Source organism: Prevotella sp. P2-180 (assembly GCF_002251435.1).
Classification (GTDB): domain Bacteria; phylum Bacteroidota; class Bacteroidia; order Bacteroidales; family Bacteroidaceae; genus Prevotella.
In genome coordinates this window covers 147,604-164,329 of the sequence record NZ_NPJI01000067.1, presented here as the reverse complement: position 1 = coordinate 164,329, position 16,726 = coordinate 147,604, and the positions used below count along the sequence as shown (strand labels likewise).

General features: G+C 45.0%; 18 protein-coding genes and 1 tRNA gene. 12 read left to right on the top strand and 7 right to left on the bottom strand.

The genetic code is table 11. The annotated features are described in order from the left end of the window. Positions 1-121: 121 nt before the first annotated feature. From CIK98_RS09895 to CIK98_RS09880, 5 genes are all read right to left on the bottom strand, one after another. Complete coding sequence (locus tag CIK98_RS09895; protein WP_141210500.1) at positions 122-580, bottom strand: hypothetical protein; 459 nt, start codon at positions 578-580, stop codon at positions 122-124. Between the two features lie 223 nt (positions 581-803). Next, positions 804-1,076, bottom strand: a complete 273-nt coding sequence (locus tag CIK98_RS18725) for a hypothetical protein (protein ID WP_253249692.1) — start codon at positions 1,074-1,076, stop codon at positions 804-806. Between the two features lie 25 nt (positions 1,077-1,101). Then, positions 1,102-1,656, bottom strand: a complete 555-nt coding sequence (locus CIK98_RS09890) for a DUF4372 domain-containing protein (RefSeq protein ID WP_253249691.1) — start codon at positions 1,654-1,656, stop codon at positions 1,102-1,104. A 284-nt stretch (positions 1,657-1,940) separates the two neighbouring features. Continuing rightward, the gene (locus tag CIK98_RS09885) at positions 1,941-2,342 is read right to left on the bottom strand and encodes a DUF4878 domain-containing protein (RefSeq protein ID WP_094384066.1); all 402 of its coding nucleotides are present in this window, start codon (positions 2,340-2,342) and stop codon (positions 1,941-1,943) included. Positions 2,343-2,387: 45 nt separating this feature from the next. Then, on the bottom strand, positions 2,388-3,002 hold the full coding sequence (locus tag CIK98_RS09880) for a YiiX/YebB-like N1pC/P60 family cysteine hydrolase (RefSeq protein WP_094384065.1): 615 nt from the start codon (positions 3,000-3,002) through the stop codon (positions 2,388-2,390). A gap of 232 nt (positions 3,003-3,234) precedes the next feature. Here CIK98_RS09880 and CIK98_RS18170 point away from each other — a divergent pair, with 232 nt between their 5' ends. Next, positions 3,235-4,287, top strand: coding sequence for a hypothetical protein (locus tag CIK98_RS18170; RefSeq protein WP_094384064.1), 1,053 nt, complete (start codon positions 3,235-3,237; stop codon positions 4,285-4,287). Positions 4,288-4,418: 131 nt separating this feature from the next. On the opposite strand, the gene CIK98_RS09870 is transcribed toward CIK98_RS18170, so the two are convergent. Continuing rightward, positions 4,419-5,171, bottom strand: coding sequence for a hypothetical protein (locus CIK98_RS09870; protein WP_094384063.1), 753 nt, complete (start codon positions 5,169-5,171; stop codon positions 4,419-4,421). Between the two features lie 174 nt (positions 5,172-5,345). Then, positions 5,346-5,419, bottom strand: a tRNA-Thr gene (locus CIK98_RS09865). A 256-nt stretch (positions 5,420-5,675) separates the two neighbouring features. On the opposite strand from CIK98_RS09865, the gene CIK98_RS09855 reads away from it, so the two are divergent. From CIK98_RS09855 to CIK98_RS09805, 11 genes are all read left to right on the top strand, one after another. Next, complete coding sequence (locus tag CIK98_RS09855) at positions 5,676-6,212, top strand: DUF4199 domain-containing protein (RefSeq protein ID WP_094384062.1); 537 nt, start codon at positions 5,676-5,678, stop codon at positions 6,210-6,212. Further along, a complete protein-coding gene (locus tag CIK98_RS09850; RefSeq protein WP_094384061.1) occupies positions 6,209-8,068 on the top strand; it encodes a tetratricopeptide repeat-containing sensor histidine kinase in 1,860 nt (619 codons plus the stop codon). The genes CIK98_RS09855 and CIK98_RS09850 overlap by 4 nt, the downstream gene beginning before the upstream one ends. 29 nt (positions 8,069-8,097) lie before the next feature. Next, entirely contained in the window at positions 8,098-9,060 is a 963-nt protein-coding gene (locus CIK98_RS09845; protein ID WP_094384060.1) for a glycosyltransferase family 2 protein, read from the top strand. Then, positions 9,048-9,530: a DUF6452 family protein gene (locus CIK98_RS09840; RefSeq protein ID WP_253249690.1), complete on the top strand. Its 483-nt coding sequence runs from the start codon at positions 9,048-9,050 to the stop codon at positions 9,528-9,530. Before CIK98_RS09845 ends, CIK98_RS09840 begins: the two co-directional genes overlap by 13 nt. Next, entirely contained in the window at positions 9,481-10,170 is a 690-nt protein-coding gene (locus CIK98_RS09835) for a DUF6048 family protein (RefSeq protein ID WP_094384059.1), read from the top strand. The genes CIK98_RS09840 and CIK98_RS09835 overlap by 50 nt, the downstream gene beginning before the upstream one ends. A gap of 25 nt (positions 10,171-10,195) precedes the next feature. Beyond that, positions 10,196-11,215, top strand: coding sequence for an FAD:protein FMN transferase (locus CIK98_RS09830; RefSeq protein WP_094384058.1), 1,020 nt, complete (start codon positions 10,196-10,198; stop codon positions 11,213-11,215). 8 nt (positions 11,216-11,223) lie between these two features. Further along, entirely contained in the window at positions 11,224-11,898 is a 675-nt protein-coding gene (locus tag CIK98_RS09825) for a Crp/Fnr family transcriptional regulator (protein WP_094384057.1), read from the top strand. 77 nt (positions 11,899-11,975) lie between these two features. Next, positions 11,976-14,084 (top strand): M3 family metallopeptidase, encoded by a 2,109-nt coding sequence (locus tag CIK98_RS09820; RefSeq protein WP_094384056.1) that lies wholly within the window; start codon positions 11,976-11,978, stop codon positions 14,082-14,084. Between the two features lie 19 nt (positions 14,085-14,103). Then, positions 14,104-14,547, top strand: a complete 444-nt coding sequence (locus CIK98_RS09815) for a dCMP deaminase family protein (protein WP_094384055.1) — start codon at positions 14,104-14,106, stop codon at positions 14,545-14,547. Continuing rightward, the gene (locus CIK98_RS09810) at positions 14,525-16,159 is read left to right on the top strand and encodes a S41 family peptidase (protein ID WP_094384054.1); all 1,635 of its coding nucleotides are present in this window, start codon (positions 14,525-14,527) and stop codon (positions 16,157-16,159) included. Before CIK98_RS09815 ends, CIK98_RS09810 begins: the two co-directional genes overlap by 23 nt. Positions 16,160-16,188: 29 nt before the next feature. Then, a complete protein-coding gene (locus tag CIK98_RS09805; protein ID WP_094384053.1) occupies positions 16,189-16,725 on the top strand; it encodes a 5-formyltetrahydrofolate cyclo-ligase in 537 nt (178 codons plus the stop codon). Position 16,726 lies beyond the last annotated feature (1 nt).

Sequence of the window (16,726 nt, the reverse complement as noted above, 5' to 3'; positions counted from 1 at the left end):
TGTGAACTGTTTTAAAAATCGGCTGCAAAGGTACTGATTTTCATTTACATATAAAGCATAAATCACTGAATATTTCTTGTATATTAATGTTTTTTAACCAAACAAACAAAAATAATAATACTCAGTGCGTTAGGTCGTCAATTTGATGAAAGCTAAGCGTGGAGTCTATCATAGTCTCTATTTCCGCTCCCTTTTTATCCCAGAAGAATCTGAGTGGCACCTGCGGGTTGTTTTTATGCCAGTCGAATATATTCTCTCCAAATCCAGCATTCACCATATACCCGTGTATATAGTTGCCATTGGATGCCTTAAGACGCTTCACCTCCCTACGTAGTAGTGGCGGAACTACCTTTATATTATGCGTCAAGTCGTCTGGCATTTTGCGGAATGACAAGGCGAGCTTCTTGGATGCACGCATACAGGAGAGACGGGTGAAGAATATAAGTCCCAAACGACTAATATATTTACCACGGGGAAAATTGAAGCCCTCGTGGAGGAAAAGATACTGATGGCCGATGCACACGTAGGGAACGCTGGAAGATACTCTTCCTTCACCTTGTACAACAAATACTACTTTCATCTTCTCTCGTTTTTTTACTTTCGGGTGCAAAGGTAGCATGTCTGTATTACATATCCTTGACAAAGAGATGTTTTGTGTGTTAATATCACGTTTCAACTGATGTAACCATAACTACAACTTTTTTTAATAACAGCGCAAAGGGGTGGTAATATGGAGAAGGTAATTTTGCAACGGGAAAAACAAAAATTTTAATATGAATATAAAGAAGATGTTTTTTGCTATTTTACTGATTATGAGTTGTCTTAGCTGGACAACCGAGAGATAGTTGGATGAATCTCTTATCCTCTTCTTCATTCTTGCTGGCTTCGTTAAACAAGTCCACCAGGGGCATTCTTGTAAGCAGAGACACATTAAAAATTCTCAACACATCATAAGTGTCCATATTCAACCCCATCTCGCTTTGCACGATAGTTACAAGACAAAAAGCAATGATAGCGGCATATATTTGTATCTTTACCGCATTCTCAGATGTGCCATAGAACTCCTTTATGCGCAAATGCTGTTTCAGCCATTTGAAGAAATTATGTGAAGCTTCTCATAATTTCTTTTGAGTCATGAAGACTAGCATCTGTGACAATAGAGAAAGCAGGTATGTCTGTCTTTACGTCATACAGTTCGTGAAGTTTTACTCCACCTTTGCCGTGATGAAGTTTTGTCCACCAAAATACAGATAGGCAGAGAGATATGGTGGAGGAATTAAAGGCATACACCTTATTGGATATAAAGAAATCCTTGACACCCTCACGCTTTTGTCGTGCAATAGTAACAATCTTGTCTGCAAAATCCTTGAAAATGCGAAATTCCCGTATTTCGTTTGCTTTGCTGAGATTACTGCGAGTTACACTCTTGCCAAAGCCCAAATGATGAAATGCTGACTTGAATGGAGACAACGAAACTATAAGTTCACGAAGTCCTTCCCTATTGGACAACTGACCGAAAATGAGTACCAACAAATGATTCCAACAAGTAAAACTCTTGACATATATATTGCCATCGTATTTCTTGACAAGCCACTTGAAGTGGTCAGTAGGGAGGAAATCGCACAATTGCGAGAAAATATATCTACCTTGGTTCATGAGTATTTTGCTTTCAAACTGTAAGTTTGGTGCAAAGATACTCATTTCAAAAGTAGGGAGCGGTTTTTTTGCTCAAAACATTAGTATTTATGCGTGTTTCAGAGAATAGTTAATGGATTTTAGTGGACAGTAGTAAAGAAACGCATAAACCGTAACTGATAGATGCACTCGCATGCGCAATTGAAAATCAATGTCAGTTACGGGTTACGGTTACGTTTCCCCTCAGAAGCCATAACTTATGATAGATGTCGGTCATAAGTTAAGACAAAGCGAGGGTATAAGTGTTATTTGCCAAAAGACATTTTCCATTCTCCCTTGTCGTTCTTGACAAGCTTCACTTTGCTGGTGTCCTCGCTGCCATCGCCATACACCATCTTCATTTTCACTGTGGCAGATTTGCCATCCTCAGAGATTTCCTCCGACAGTACCTCATAACTCTTCAAGCCCTGTTTCTTCTCCATGGTCTTGGTACCTTTCTCGCGCAACAATGCCACAAATTGTTCTTTTTCGGCTTCCTTGCCTTCGGTTTCCTTCAATTCCATGAGTTCCACATAACCTTCATAGTCTGCATTCTGCATACATTTGGCTGCCTTCTCGGCAACTGCTGACGGAGTGTTTGCACTACCACAACTCCACAATGTGAGGGCCACTATGGCCACAAACATAGAAATTAATAATTTCTTCATAATACTTAAGTTTTAAGATGTTAATAATAGAATAATAATAATTTACTAAAACCTTGATACTGTCCGAAGCAGGCTACTCTCATAAATATCCGATGGCATAATGACATGCTCGAAATGAAATCCGGGAATGACGAAATCATGCCGTCGCTCTTCTGCCAATGAAACACCGGCCCTGAGATACGCCATCTCAACTAATTCACTGCAATAGAGCTTGGTAGAGTCGGTATCGTCATAGTCGTGGTCAAACAGAATGCCACATCGGTAAAGCCTCAACGCCTCGCGTGAAGCCTCTCTGGCCACATTCTTGTCTGTTGGGCGCATCACCTCTCCCACCATAGCATTAATAGTAGAAAAAAACTTACTTGGCGGCTCCATCTTCACTCTGTCTGTATCACCAGGAAAATCAGGTTCGTCAGGCACTGCGTGAACCACCATTTTCACTCCCGCCGAGTCAACCACAATGCCCATATGCGAATACTTCCCTCCGTCGGCGGCAACTACAGTAAGGCTCATCAGCCCTGTCCCTCGCCTAAAGACAATGTCACCCTCTGTCAACACCAAGTCGTCAGGGAGAATCATCCTCTCGCCCTTCGTTCCGGAACAAGCCACAACAAAAAGGCAGATGAACACTAGGTTAATAACTTGGACGATGCTATTCATAATTCATGTATTGAATTGTTTCGGCTGCAAATTTAATATAATAATTTTAAATTCGCAAACATTTTTACCCAAAAAAAACAAAGCGAACAATGACAAGTAGAGTCAACGAGAAATAAATAACAAAACTGTATGTGGATAAGTGATTATTAAAAAACAAGAAAAAATCCCTGTTTTCTTCGTTAGTTCGTTTTTTTGTATTATCTTTGCAATGGTCTAAAGAAAAAAAACGACTATGATAATAAGTATTGCAAACCCGATATATGACGCAGTCTTCAAATACCTCATGGAGGACAACCGCGTTGCCAAGACTGTGCTTTCTGCCCTTCTGCAGAGGGAGGTGGCCGAGGTTGAAATGCGTAAGCATGAATACACCAACGGCACACGAGACAAAATATCGATGTTCCGCATCGATTTCGGCGCAAAGGTGCGCCAGGACGACGGCAGTCTGAAACTCGTGCTGATAGAGCTTCAGAAGACGTGGCTTGAGACGGAGACACTGCGTTTCCGCCAGTACCTCGGCACGCAATATGCCAACCCCGACAACATACTGAAAGACGACAACCCCAACGGCTATGGCATTCCGATGATAACGGTATATCTTCTCGGACATCGTGTGGGTGAAATAGAGGAACCAGTGCTCTATGTCCGACACAAGTCATACGACTATGACGGCGTGGAGGTTACCAAGGGTATGCCCGACCCCTTCGTCGAGAGCCTTGTGCATGACAGCATTATAGTACAGATACCTCTTCTTCATGGCCGTGTGAACAACCGCCTCGTGGAGGTTCTGAGTGTGTTTGACCAGACAAACAAGGACGGAAACAATCGGCAGGTATTGAATATTGACGAGGATGCTTATCGTGGTGATGCCGAGATGGAACACATACTTCACCGCCTTCTTGCCGCGGCATCTGACAGCAAGTTGCGTCAGGACATGAACGTGGAGGACGAATATTTCTCAGCCATTGAGACACGTGACACTGCCATTATGAAGCGTGACCAAAGGATTGCCGAGCAAGACGCTCAGCTGGAAGAGCAGTCGGCTCAGCTGGAAGAGCAGTCGGCTCAGCTGGAAGAGCAGTCGGCTCAGCTGGAAGAGCAGTCGGCTCAGCTGGAAGAGCAGTCGGCTCAGCTGGAAGAGCAGTCGGCTCAGCTGGAAGAGCAACGCGCTGCCTTGCTTATTTCAGCCAAAGCTATGAAAACGGCAGGAATACCTGTTGAACAAATTGCGGAAATGACAAAACTTCCTATAGAACAAATTGCAAGTCTGGGGATAGACATATAAGACCGGGAAAAGACTGTCAAGTTATGACAGCCGCTTGTCATAACTTGACAAGCGGCAATGCATAAGCTATCTTATAATATCATAAGGCTACGTCCTCCTAGGCACATAGAGAATGCCACTGCGGAAAAATGTTATTTGAGAATATACTTCTTGTTGTTCTTGATAACCAATCCCTTCTTTGCCCTCATGCCTGCGAAATTATATACAGGCACATTGTCGTCAGCGGCATTTACCTTGTCGATAGATGTGGGAACAACGGTCTGGGAGACAGAGATCTCCTTGGTGCTCTCAATAAACACGATGGTCACTGTGGTGTTGTCTGCTTCAACGGTCAATTGGTAATCTGAAGAAGGATAATTTATATCCCATCCTCTGTCTGCCCTAACCTTGAATTGATAATTACCAGCAGCCAGTCCGGTTATTACGGCAGTCCATGTGCCTTCTGGAGATTCTGTCATGTCGAAATCAGTAGCCCATTCATCTACAAAAGTACCGATTACTGAGTATGTATGCTTTGTGGCTTCGGCATTGCCAGTCTTTACAGTAGAGTATGAAATCGATTCGCCAGCAACAACGAATGTGAATGTAATGGTATAGATACCTGTCTCACCGACTGTCACTTTCTGGTTTTCTTCAGGCATCCAGGTGTTTCCATTTTTGACAATCTTGTACTCATAAGCGATTCCCGCCTCAAGTTTTACGCCTTCTTTCACGAGGGTGTAGGTCTCACCACCATCAGAACTTGTCATCTGGTTGTCGGCATCAGCGCCTTTCCAATTAGACCCCATCATAACTTCCACACCTGCAACTACATAAGTGTCTTCAGCACTTGCTGCCAATACTGTGAATAACGACACGAACAATAATGTAAAGAAATTTTTCATACGCTTTAAAATGTTTAAATTGGTTAATGAAATAGATAAATCACGATGCAAATATAGTGTTTTTTTCAATAAGTGAGAATAAAAGAAGGAAAAAACAGAAATATTATTTATGCAAACGATTACACTGAAAGAAAGGCAACGAAAAAAGGAGGCCAAACGACCTCCTCTGTTGAGAGCCTCTTGTCGGATTCGAACCAACGACCCCGAGATTACAAATCACGTGCTCTGGCCAACTGAGCTAAAGAGGCGGGTGGGGAAGCTAATTAAATCGCGCCGCTACAAACAACTACCCTTGCTACGTTCCCGTCCTGGAGGATTCGAAGGGAGCTGGCCGTGCAAGACTTACCCGTTTTCTTATTTGCGGGTGCAAAGGTAGGCATTTTTTTTCAAATAAACAAATAAAATCGCATAAAAATCATAAAAACATGATATTTTCCAATAAAACAATATAATATTCAGTTTTTATTTGTAACTTTGCACATCTTTTATATATAATTGCACATAATGACCACACCTGAATATATACAACTGCGAGCCTTTGCTCGAATAGACGGCACATATCTCGGCATTATTTGGACCATCAGTTTTGCCTGTTACATCATTGGCATATCCAACCCCATGATAGGCATGGTCGGGAGCATCATGGCTTTGGCAAGTCCTTTCTATGCCTTTAAGCGACTCAGGAAGTTCCGCGACGAGATACGCGACGGGCATATCAGCCTTCTGCGCTCCATGGCATACTACATGCTGATGTTTTTCTACGCCTCAATACTTTTCGCACTGGCACAGTATGCCTACTTTGCCTTCCTCGACAATGGCTACATCGTAAAACAATACATCAGCTTCCTCTCCTCGCAAGAGGCCCAAGAGATGATAAAGGCATACGGACTCACCATGAAACAGGTTACTGAAGGCATCAACGAACTGGGCAACACCTCGCCGATAATGATCGCACTGAACATAATGACAATGAACATCACCATAGGCATAATGCTCAGCCTTCCGGTTGCTGCAATAACAAAACGGAACAAAGTCAAATGAAAAAAATACTATTCATATCATACATACTCTTACTATTCATGTCCTGCGGTAATAATACCGAAAGGGCACGAAACCATACTCACCTGAAAGATAGCATTGCACACTATCGCGAGAAAGGAAAAGAACTCAGAAACTCAAGCAAGTTTGTAGAGGCCATCGACGCCCACAAACACGGACTGACACTCGCCGAACAAGCCCACGACACACTCGAGATAGTACAGGCACTGAACAATATCGGGACAGACTACAGGCGAATGGGTATTCTGGACGAAGCCTCGTCATTCCACTACAGGGCTCTCAACCTCAACAGCCAATATAGCGACAAGGAAAGCAAGACGACCAAGAAAAACGAAGTGGTGTCGCTAAACGGAATAGGCAACATACTCATCACCATGGGCGACTTCAACCTTGCCGACAGCATCTTCCGAAGGGCGCTGGTAGGGGAGGAAGCAATAGGCAGCATAGTGGGCATGGCCATCAACTATGCCAACATAGGCAGCATATTCTCGAATACCAACCATAGCGACTCTGCACTACACTACTACCAGCTCTCGATGGAAGCAAACAAGAAAGCAGGGTCGAAACTGGGTATATCACTATGCCACACACATATAGGGGAAATATACGAAAAAAACAAGGACACAAGAAAGGCCATAAATGAATATCAGGAGGCATATAAGCTAATGAAAGGCGAAGGCGACCGATGGCACGCCTTGGAGTCGTGTATAGCACTCGCAAACCTTTATATCAAAAACAACATGACAAGTAAGGCCGCAACATACATAAAAGAAGCTAGACTCACGGCCGAACAGATAAACTCCAAGGAACATCTGGCTAAGGTGTACCACCTGTCGTATAAAATGAGCCAGAACAAGGCTGACTACGCCAATGCCCTAAAATACCTGGAAAAAAGCAATGAATATTCCGATAGCGTGCTAAACGAAAAAAACCAAAAGCACCTGCAGAACCTCATGGTTCAATACGAACGGCAATCGAAAAAATATGAAATAGACAGGCTCGAAAACGAGCTGAACAAAGAGAAACTCAACTATACATTCATGGCTTTCGCTGCCATGGTCGTGGTGTCTATACTGCTCGCAGTTCTCGTTTTGACCCTCAACAAGGCAAGAAGACAACAGAAACGGGCTAAGGAAGACATTACAAAGGCATACGAGGAAACAAAAAGGGCGCTCGAGGTGAAAACGTCGTTTATGAAAAGTATTAAACACGAGATACGTACACCACTCAACGGTATCATGGGATTCTCGCAGGTGATGGCGTCTCTTGTTAGCGACAACGAACAGTTGAAGCAGACTTCCGACATAATAGAAATGCAATGCACACAACTGACGAAAATCATCGACACCATACTCGACTATGCCGATATTGACTCACTCATGCCAAAATCCACCGACGTGAACATCGACAACGTCGTACACGAAGTGCTGGCAAATATTGCCAATACCAAGGAGCCTAATGTAGAGGTTCACTACAACACTTCACAGAAGGGCTTCATAATGAAGACAGACAAGGACTTACTGTCGAAAGCCCTTTATCTCATACTTGACAACGCGGCGAAATTCACAAAGAAAGGACACATCGATGTCAACACCGCCTACGACTACGGCATCATGACAGTCACCATCAGCGACACTGGATGCGGAGTACCGGCGGAAAAGACAGAATGGGTGTTCGAACAGTTTACGAAGATTGACGAATTCATACCGGGAATGGGCATGGGACTGACACTCTGCCGTGCCATCGTCACACGACTGGAAGGACTGGTATACATCGACAAAGAATACATTGGCGGATGCAAGGTGGTGATAAAACTGCCCATAAAGCAATACGCTTGACAACAGAAAACTTGAATTAAATACAAATAATGGACATTTCAGTTATTATTCCTCTCTTCAACGAAGAAGAGTCGTTACCTGAACTCCACGCATGGATAGAACGGGTAATGAAAGCTAACGGCTTCACCTATGAAGTGATTTTCATCAACGACGGGTCGACAGACAAGTCGTGGGATGTCATAGAACAGCTCTCAAAGAAATCGGAAAACGTAAAGGGAATAAAATTCCGCAGAAACTATGGCAAGAGCCCTGCCCTATTCTGCGGTTTCAAACAGGCAAAAGGCGACGTGGTCATCACCATGGACGCCGACCTGCAAGACTCTCCCGACGAGATTCCTGGTCTCTACAAGATGATAACCGAGGACGGCTACGACCTCGTATCGGGATATAAGCAAAAACGTTACGACCCACTGTCGAAAACCATTCCCACCAAGCTCTTCAACGCTACGGCACGCAAGATTAGCGGCGTGAAAAACCTTCACGACTTCAACTGCGGACTGAAGGCGTATCGACGCGACGTGGTAAAGAATATTGAGGTTTACGGTGAGATGCACCGATACATTCCTTATCTTGCAAAAAATGCCGGCTTCGACAAGATTGGCGAGAAAGTGGTACATCACCAGGCAAGAAAATACGGAAAGTCTAAATTCGGTCTCAACCGATTCTTCAACGGCTATCTCGACCTCATCACACTCTGGTTTCTCAGCAACTTCGGCAAAAAACCAATGCACGTGTTCGGATTCCTCGGCACCATCATGTTCCTCATAGGCTTCGTGTCTGCCTTCATACTCGGAGCCGACAAGCTGTGGTGTCTCGCCCATGGCATTCCACAGAGACTCGTGACCGACTCGCCCTACTTCTACATCTCGCTGACAATGATGATGATAGGGACACAATTGTTTCTTGCAGGATTTGTGGGAGACCTCATCAGCAGGTCGTCGACAAGCCGCAACGACTATCAGATAGAGGAGGAGATAAGATGCGACGACTGATGTTTGCCATAGCGGTTGCCCTGTTTCTTGGAGCATGCACCTCGATAGACTGCCCCGTGGAAAACAATGTGGCCACAAGCTATATGTTGACTAAGGCTGACGGGACGAAAGACACACTCTCAGACACGCTCACCGTGCTCACCAGACAACTGTCGGGCAACGACACCATACTGCTGAACAAAAGCGTCAGCACAACGGAGTTCCAACTGCCCATAAGCTATACAAACGATGTCGACACACTAACTTTCATAAGAAAGGGTGACGGTTACGAGATATCCGACACCGTGTGGCTAGAGAAGACAAACCTGCCGCAGTTTGAGTCCGTCGACTGCAACCTTGTCTATTTCCACGACGTGGTGTCTGTCAACCACACCCGCCATGGCATCGACTCCATAACAATAAACAAAAGACGAATAGATTATGACTCCAAGACCGAACATTTCCATATTCATTTCAAGGCTGGCATTTAGCCTCTTGCTCTGCCTCGCCGCGACTACAATATCGGCACAAGGTAAGCTATTCGCACTGCAAAAAGACTCCATACCACTGTTCAGGGGCTTCTCCGTATCGGTAGACATTGCAGGTCCCATAGTCAAGTCACTGGGCGACTATGGAGAATATGAGGCGGCACTTAGGCTTAACCTTCACGACCAGTATTTCCCGGTGTTCGAACTCGGATATGGCGAGGCTGACCATAACGACGAGATTACCCAACTCGCCTACTCCACCCAAGCCCCGTATTTCAGACTTGGCTGCGACATCAACCTTCTGAAAAACAAGCACTCTCCAAATCGCATCTACGGTGGCTTGCGCTATGCCTTCACTTCATACAAGGTAGACATGTCCCGCCCGTCTGTCAACGATCCGGTATTGGGCACTCCATCGGCATTCAGCATCGAAGGCGAAAGCTGCAACCAGCACTGGGCAGAGGTAGTAATTGGCATCGATGCCAAAATAACCGGCCCGCTACACCTCGGATGGAACATTAGATACAAGCGCCGACTGTCACACAAAGACTGTAGTGCGGGAAACACCTGGTACATACCAGGTTACGGAAAATATGGCGACACACGAATAGGTGCAAACTTCAATGTCATAATCGACATCTGACACATATCAACATCATTTTAAAAAAATGAAAAAAAACAAAATAGTATGGCAACTTCCCTTCCTCGTGCTGCTCATTGTCGGCACCGTGGTGATTATACGCCATCAAAGCTCCATACCCTACCAACATAATAGCGGCATGGTGTTCGGCACGACTTACAACATCACATACCAGTGCGACTCCAACCTCCACAACAGCATCATAAGGGAATTGGAAAAAGTGGACGAGGCTCTGTCACCTTTCAACAAAAAATCGGTAATCACCGCTGTCAACAACAACCACGACATTGAAGTGAACGACATGTTTGCCGATGTCTTCTTACTGGCACAAAAAATATCAGACGACACCAGCGGAGACTTCGACATCACCGTTGCCCCACTGGTAAACGCATGGGGATTCGGGTTCAAAAACGGCACACAACCAACTAAACACAACATCGACAGCCTGAAAAATATCATAGGTTACAAAAAAGTAAGACTCGAAGGCAGAAAAGTAGTGAAAAAAGACAAAAGACTGATGCTCGACTGCAGCTCAATAGCAAAAGGCTACGGAAGCGATGTAGTTGCACGATTTCTGCAAAAAAGAGGAGTAAAAAACTATATGGTAGAAATTGGAGGCGAGATAGTGACAAAGGGAATAAGCCCAAAAAGAGTACCATGGAAAATTGGCGTGACAAGACCTATAGACGACTCCCTGTCTGTTTCAAAAGAGCTACAAAGCGTCATCAACGTTACAGACAAAGCCATGGCCACAAGCGGCAACTACCGTAACTTCTATTACAAAAACGGAAAGAAATATGCCCACACCATCGACCCTCATACCGGATATCCCGTTCAGCACAACATTCTTTCAGCCACGGTCATAGCAGACAACTGCGCCACAGCCGATGCTTATGCCACGGCTTTCATGGTCATGGGACTGGAAAAGGCACAGAAGCTGCTTGAGCGTCATCCGGAACTGATGGCCTATTTCATTTATTCAGACAAAGACGGGAAAAACAAAACGTGGTGCTCGGAAAAACTTAAGAAGAAAGTAGCGGAATTATAACACGAAAAATGGCAGAAATACTACTATATCACAAACTGTTGGAATTCCCCCTCTTCCTGGGAATGAAACATAAGGACATCATGGAACTGGTGGCCCATACCAGGTTTGGTTTCATGAAGGAAGACGCTAACAAAACCATCGTTGAAGCAGACTCTCCTTGCGACAGCATCATCATGCTGGTAAACGGACAAATAGAATCCATAACAGCATCTGCCGACAAGAATTTCATGGTGGAGGAGGTGTTCAATTCTCCATTCACACTGCAGCCAGAAAACATCTTCGGCATGACACAACGTTACACAAGCACTTTCCGCACCTCCACAAAAAGTCATTTCATCACTATCAGCAAACAAGAACTGTGCATTCTGATAGACAAATTCGACACCATAAAATTCAACTATCTCAACATGCTTGCAGCCTTGGTGCAGAAAAAGCAACGAGCCACATGGTTGCCTAACGGCACCGACACCCGATCTCACATCATCACTTTCCTCACAAGCCACTGCATAAGGCCCTCGGGACACAAAGTCTATCACATACTCATGAACCGACTGGCGGAAGAAGTGAACACCAGCCGCTTGGAAGTGTCAAGAGAGTTGAACAAAATGCAAGAAGAAGGGCTGGTAACACTTGCCAGAGGCAGGATAACAATACCGTTTTTGGAAAGATTTGTCACTTTATAGTTAAAAATTACTTATTATATAAGGTAAGTGCAATATTTTTACTAATTTTGCATGATAAAATAAACAAGAGAAACATTATGACTCAAAACATGACAGAAGAAAGCAAAGAACAGACAAGAAAAAATCCATTCTTTGAAGAATATAACACACCGCACGACACCGTGCCTTTCGACCAAATACGGCTGGAAGACTACGAGGAAGCCTTCATAGAAGGAATAAGGAGAGAAGACGAGCAAATAGAGAAAATCATCAACAATACAGACAAGCCCACCTTCGACAATACTATACTCTATAACGAAGAAGGCAAGGAACACTATTACGACCTGCTCTCAAGGGTCTCTACCGTGTTCTTTAATATGCTCAGCGCCAATACCAACGACGAGATGGACCAGCTGGCACAAAAGATACAACCAATGCTAACAAAGCATGCCAACGACGTGAGACTCAACAAAAAACTGTTTGAGAGAATAAAGCATGTACACCGCTTCCACCGCATACTCACACAAGAAGAAAAAAGACTTCTCGAAGAAGAATATGACGATTTCGTCAGATGCGGAGCCCTACTCGACGAGAAAGGGAAAGAACGTCTGAGGGAAATAACCGAGGAAGCCGGAATGCTCTCACTACAATTCTCACAAAACCTGCGTAAGGACACAAAGGCATACTCGCTTCACATCACCGACGAAGACGACCTCGCCGGACTACCCGACAGTGCTAAGGAAGCCGCTGCACAAGAGGCCCGGGAACAGGGAAAAGACGGATGGGTTTTCACACTAGACTTCCCAAGCTACAGCCCATTCATCACACATTCGCAACGAAGGGAACTTAGAAAACAAATGTACATGGCAAAAAACACACTCTGTTTCCATGGCAACAGCGAAGACAACCAGGAAATATGCAAAAGAATCGTCAACCTGCGTCTCGAACTGGCACAACTGTTAGGATTCCAGAGCTATGCCGACTATGTACTGAAAAAACGAATGGCCAAAAACAAAAAAAACGTATACAAACTGCTCAACGACCTCATCTTTGCCTACATGCCGACGGCTGAGAAAGAAAATCAGCGCATCGTCAACACCGCAAGGGCTCTGAGAACAGGCGAAGAGCGAAACGACAGGGTGGAACCATGGGACATTCCTTTCTATTCACACAAGCTGAAGCTGAAAAAATACAATATCGACGCGGAAATGCTCAGACCTTATTTCGAACTGCGAAACGTGATAAACGGTGTATTCGGCCTGGCTACAAAGCTTTACGGAATAACGTTTAAGGAAAACAGCGACATCCCAGTTTATCACGAAGACGTAAAGGCATACGAGGTGTTCGACAAAGACGGCTCATATCTCGCAGTACTCTATGCCGACTTCCACCCAAGAATGGGAAAACAGTCGGGAGCATGGATGACTGAATACCAAGGACAGTGGATTGACAGGAAAGGCGAAAACCATAGGCCTCACGTTAGCCTTGTGATGAACTTCACAAAGCCAACCGACGAAAAGCCGGCACTGCTTACCCTGGGCGAAGTGGAGACATTCCTGCATGAATTTGGACACGCCCTGCACGGAATGTTCGCCAACTCACGTTTTGAAAGCCTCAGCGGTACCAATGTGCTGTGGGACTTCGTTGAATTACCTTCACAGATAATGGAAAACTTTGCCATAGAGAAAGACTTCCTCCAAACTTTCGCCTTCCATTACAAGACAGGAGAGGTCATTCCCGACGACCTCATAAAGAGAGTGGTTAAGAGCCGAAACTTCAACGTGGCGCTTAGTTGCATCAGGCAGGTCAGATTCGGACTCATCGACATGGGATTATATACACGCACAGAACCCATCACCGACGAGGAGAACATACGCGACCTGGAAATAAAGTCAAGTGAAAAAACTATGCTGAAGCAAGACAAGACCGGACGTCTAAACACTTGCATGACTGTACAATTCAGTCATATCATGGCAGGAGGCTATTCGGCAGGATACTACAGCTACAAGTGGGCAGAAGTGCTCGATGCCGACGCATTCTCGGTATTTCAGAAAAACGGCATCTTCGACCAGAAGACGGCACAGAGCTTCCGCGACAACATTCTTTCGCGTGGCAATACCGAGCACCCCTCCACCCTCTACAAACGCTTCAGAAAGAAAGACCCTTCAATAAAGGCACTGCTGAAAAGAAACGGAATAAAGAAGTAAAACAAAACATAGCATCGACATGGACGAAAAGCAAAGACAACTCGACTTGAGATACCTCAGAATGGCAAAAATCTGGGCCGAGAACAGCTACTGCAAAAGAAGGCAAGTGGGAGCTCTCGTGGTAAAAGACCAAATGATAATCAGCGATGGTTACAACGGAACTCCCAGCGGTTTCGAAAACGTATGCGAGGAAAACGATGTCACCCTGCCATACGTGCTTCACGCCGAGGCAAATGCCATCACCAAACTTGCCAGAAGCTCTAACAATAGCGACGGGGCTACTCTTTATGTAACAGACTCGCCATGCATCGAATGCTCTAAACTGATTATCCAAGCCGGCATAAAACGTGTGGTGTACTCTCGCGAATACCGGCTGAACGACGGAATACGTCTGCTGCAACAGGCAGGCATCAATGTTGAATATATTAATCTTGACAACTATGTATCGGAACAAGACAAATAGACTGATGCCACTTTTCATGGCAATATGTGTCGTGGTTGGAATACTCATAGGAACATTCTATGCAAACCATTTTTCTGGCAACCGACTGAATATCATCAACACAAGCGGAAATAAGCTCAACAACCTGCTGCACATCATCGACGACCAATATGTCGACACGGTCAACATGAACGACCTCGTGGAAAAGGCCATGCCACAGATACTGTCGGAACTTGACCCTCACTCTGTATATATCAGTTCTAAGGACGTACAGTCAGCCAATGACGACCTTAGCAGCTCTTTCTCTGGAGTGGGAATAGAATTCACCATCCGGCAAGACACCATCCACGTACAGAATGTCATAAGCAACGGACCGGCGGAAAAGGCTGGAGTGATAGCAGGCGACAAAATAGTAAGCATCGACGACAAACCTTTCGTGGGCAAAATAGTAACCACGACAGAATCCATGAGGCGTCTGAAAGGACCTAAGGACACAAAGGTGAAGCTGGGACTGCTCGGATATAAAGCCAAAAAAGTGAGATATGTCACCGTCACACGAGGGGAAATACCTCAGAAAAGCATTTCCGCCACCTACATGCTCGACAGTAAGACCGGATACATAAAGATTAAGAAGTTTGCGGAAAACACTTATCCCGAACTGCTCATCTCATTGGCGCAGCTCTCGCAAAACAACCTTCAGAATCTCGTCATCGACCTGCGTGGCAACCTTGGCGGATACATGGCTTCGGCAGTGCAGATAGCCAACGAGTTCTTACCCAAAAACAGACTCATTGTCTATATGGAAGGACGAAGGTCGCCACGACAGGACTTCATGAGCGACGGAAAAGGTAGCTATCAACACATACCACTCGTCATACTCATCGACGAGGCTTCCGCTTCGTCTTCCGAAATCGTGTCTGGAGCTATTCAGGACAACGACCGTGGCACCATCATCGGCCGACGCTCTTTTGGCAAGGGCCTTGTACAAAAGCCTCTGTCATTTAGGGACGGTTCCATGATAAGACTCACCACCGCACGTTATTACACTCCTTCAGGAAGGTGCATACAAAAGCCTTACTCTTCAGGAGCCGACAAGGACTACGAAGACGACTTGCTTAACAGATACCAAAGCGGCGAATATTTCTCTCAAGACAGCATAAAACATAGCGGAAAGAAATATCACACGAAAAACGGACGAATAGTGTACGGAGGAGGAGGCATCACCCCCGACATCTTCGTACCGGAAGATACATTGGGCATAACATCATATTATAAAGAGGCGGCCATCTCGGGACTCATACTACAGTTCGCATTTGAATATACCGACGAAAATCGTGCCAAACTTACGGAACTCGGCAACTATAATGCCATAACGAAACACCTGACAAAGCAGAATATCGTGGACAAATTTGCCACATATGCTGACAAAAACGGGCTCAAACGCCGTAACCTCATGATAAAGAAGTCGCACAAGCTACTCGAAAGGTATATCGTAAGCAGGATTGTATACAACATCCTGGACGAGAACGCATGGACTCAGTATCTTAACCAGGATGACCCCACCGTTTCAAAGGCAATGGACATATTCAGGAAAAATGCCGCATTCCCCAAAAATACGGATAGGAAGAATTAACTCCTTTTTCTTCCCTAAAGGATTAATTTATGTCAGAAAAACAAGAGCTGAGAAAGACAGTAAGACTACTGAAGCGGGAGTATCGACAGGAACAACTGGCGACACTCTCGCTTGCCATTATTGAAAGGCTCATAATGGAACCTCACTTCAGAAAGGCAAAAAACGTGATGCTATACTGCGCGCTTCCAGACGAAGTGGACACGAGGGAATTGCTCAACCATTGCATTGAAAAAGGCAAAAAGGTGCTGCTGCCTAAGGTAACGGGCGAGACTACCATGGAATTGAGACAATATACCGGCAACGACGACCTTGCCGCGGGGGCTTTTGGCATACTCGAGCCTACAGGATCTACATTCAACGCTTTCGACACTATAGAAGTGGCAGTGATACCTGGCATGGCATTCGACAGCAATGGAAACAGACTGGGACGCGGAAAGGGATACTACGACCGTTTTCTGTCGATGCTTCCCGCGCGTATATATAAAATAGGTGTATGTTTCGACTTCCAAAAGTTTGAACACATTCCAACCGCCACAAACGACATACAGATGGATTGCGTCATATAAG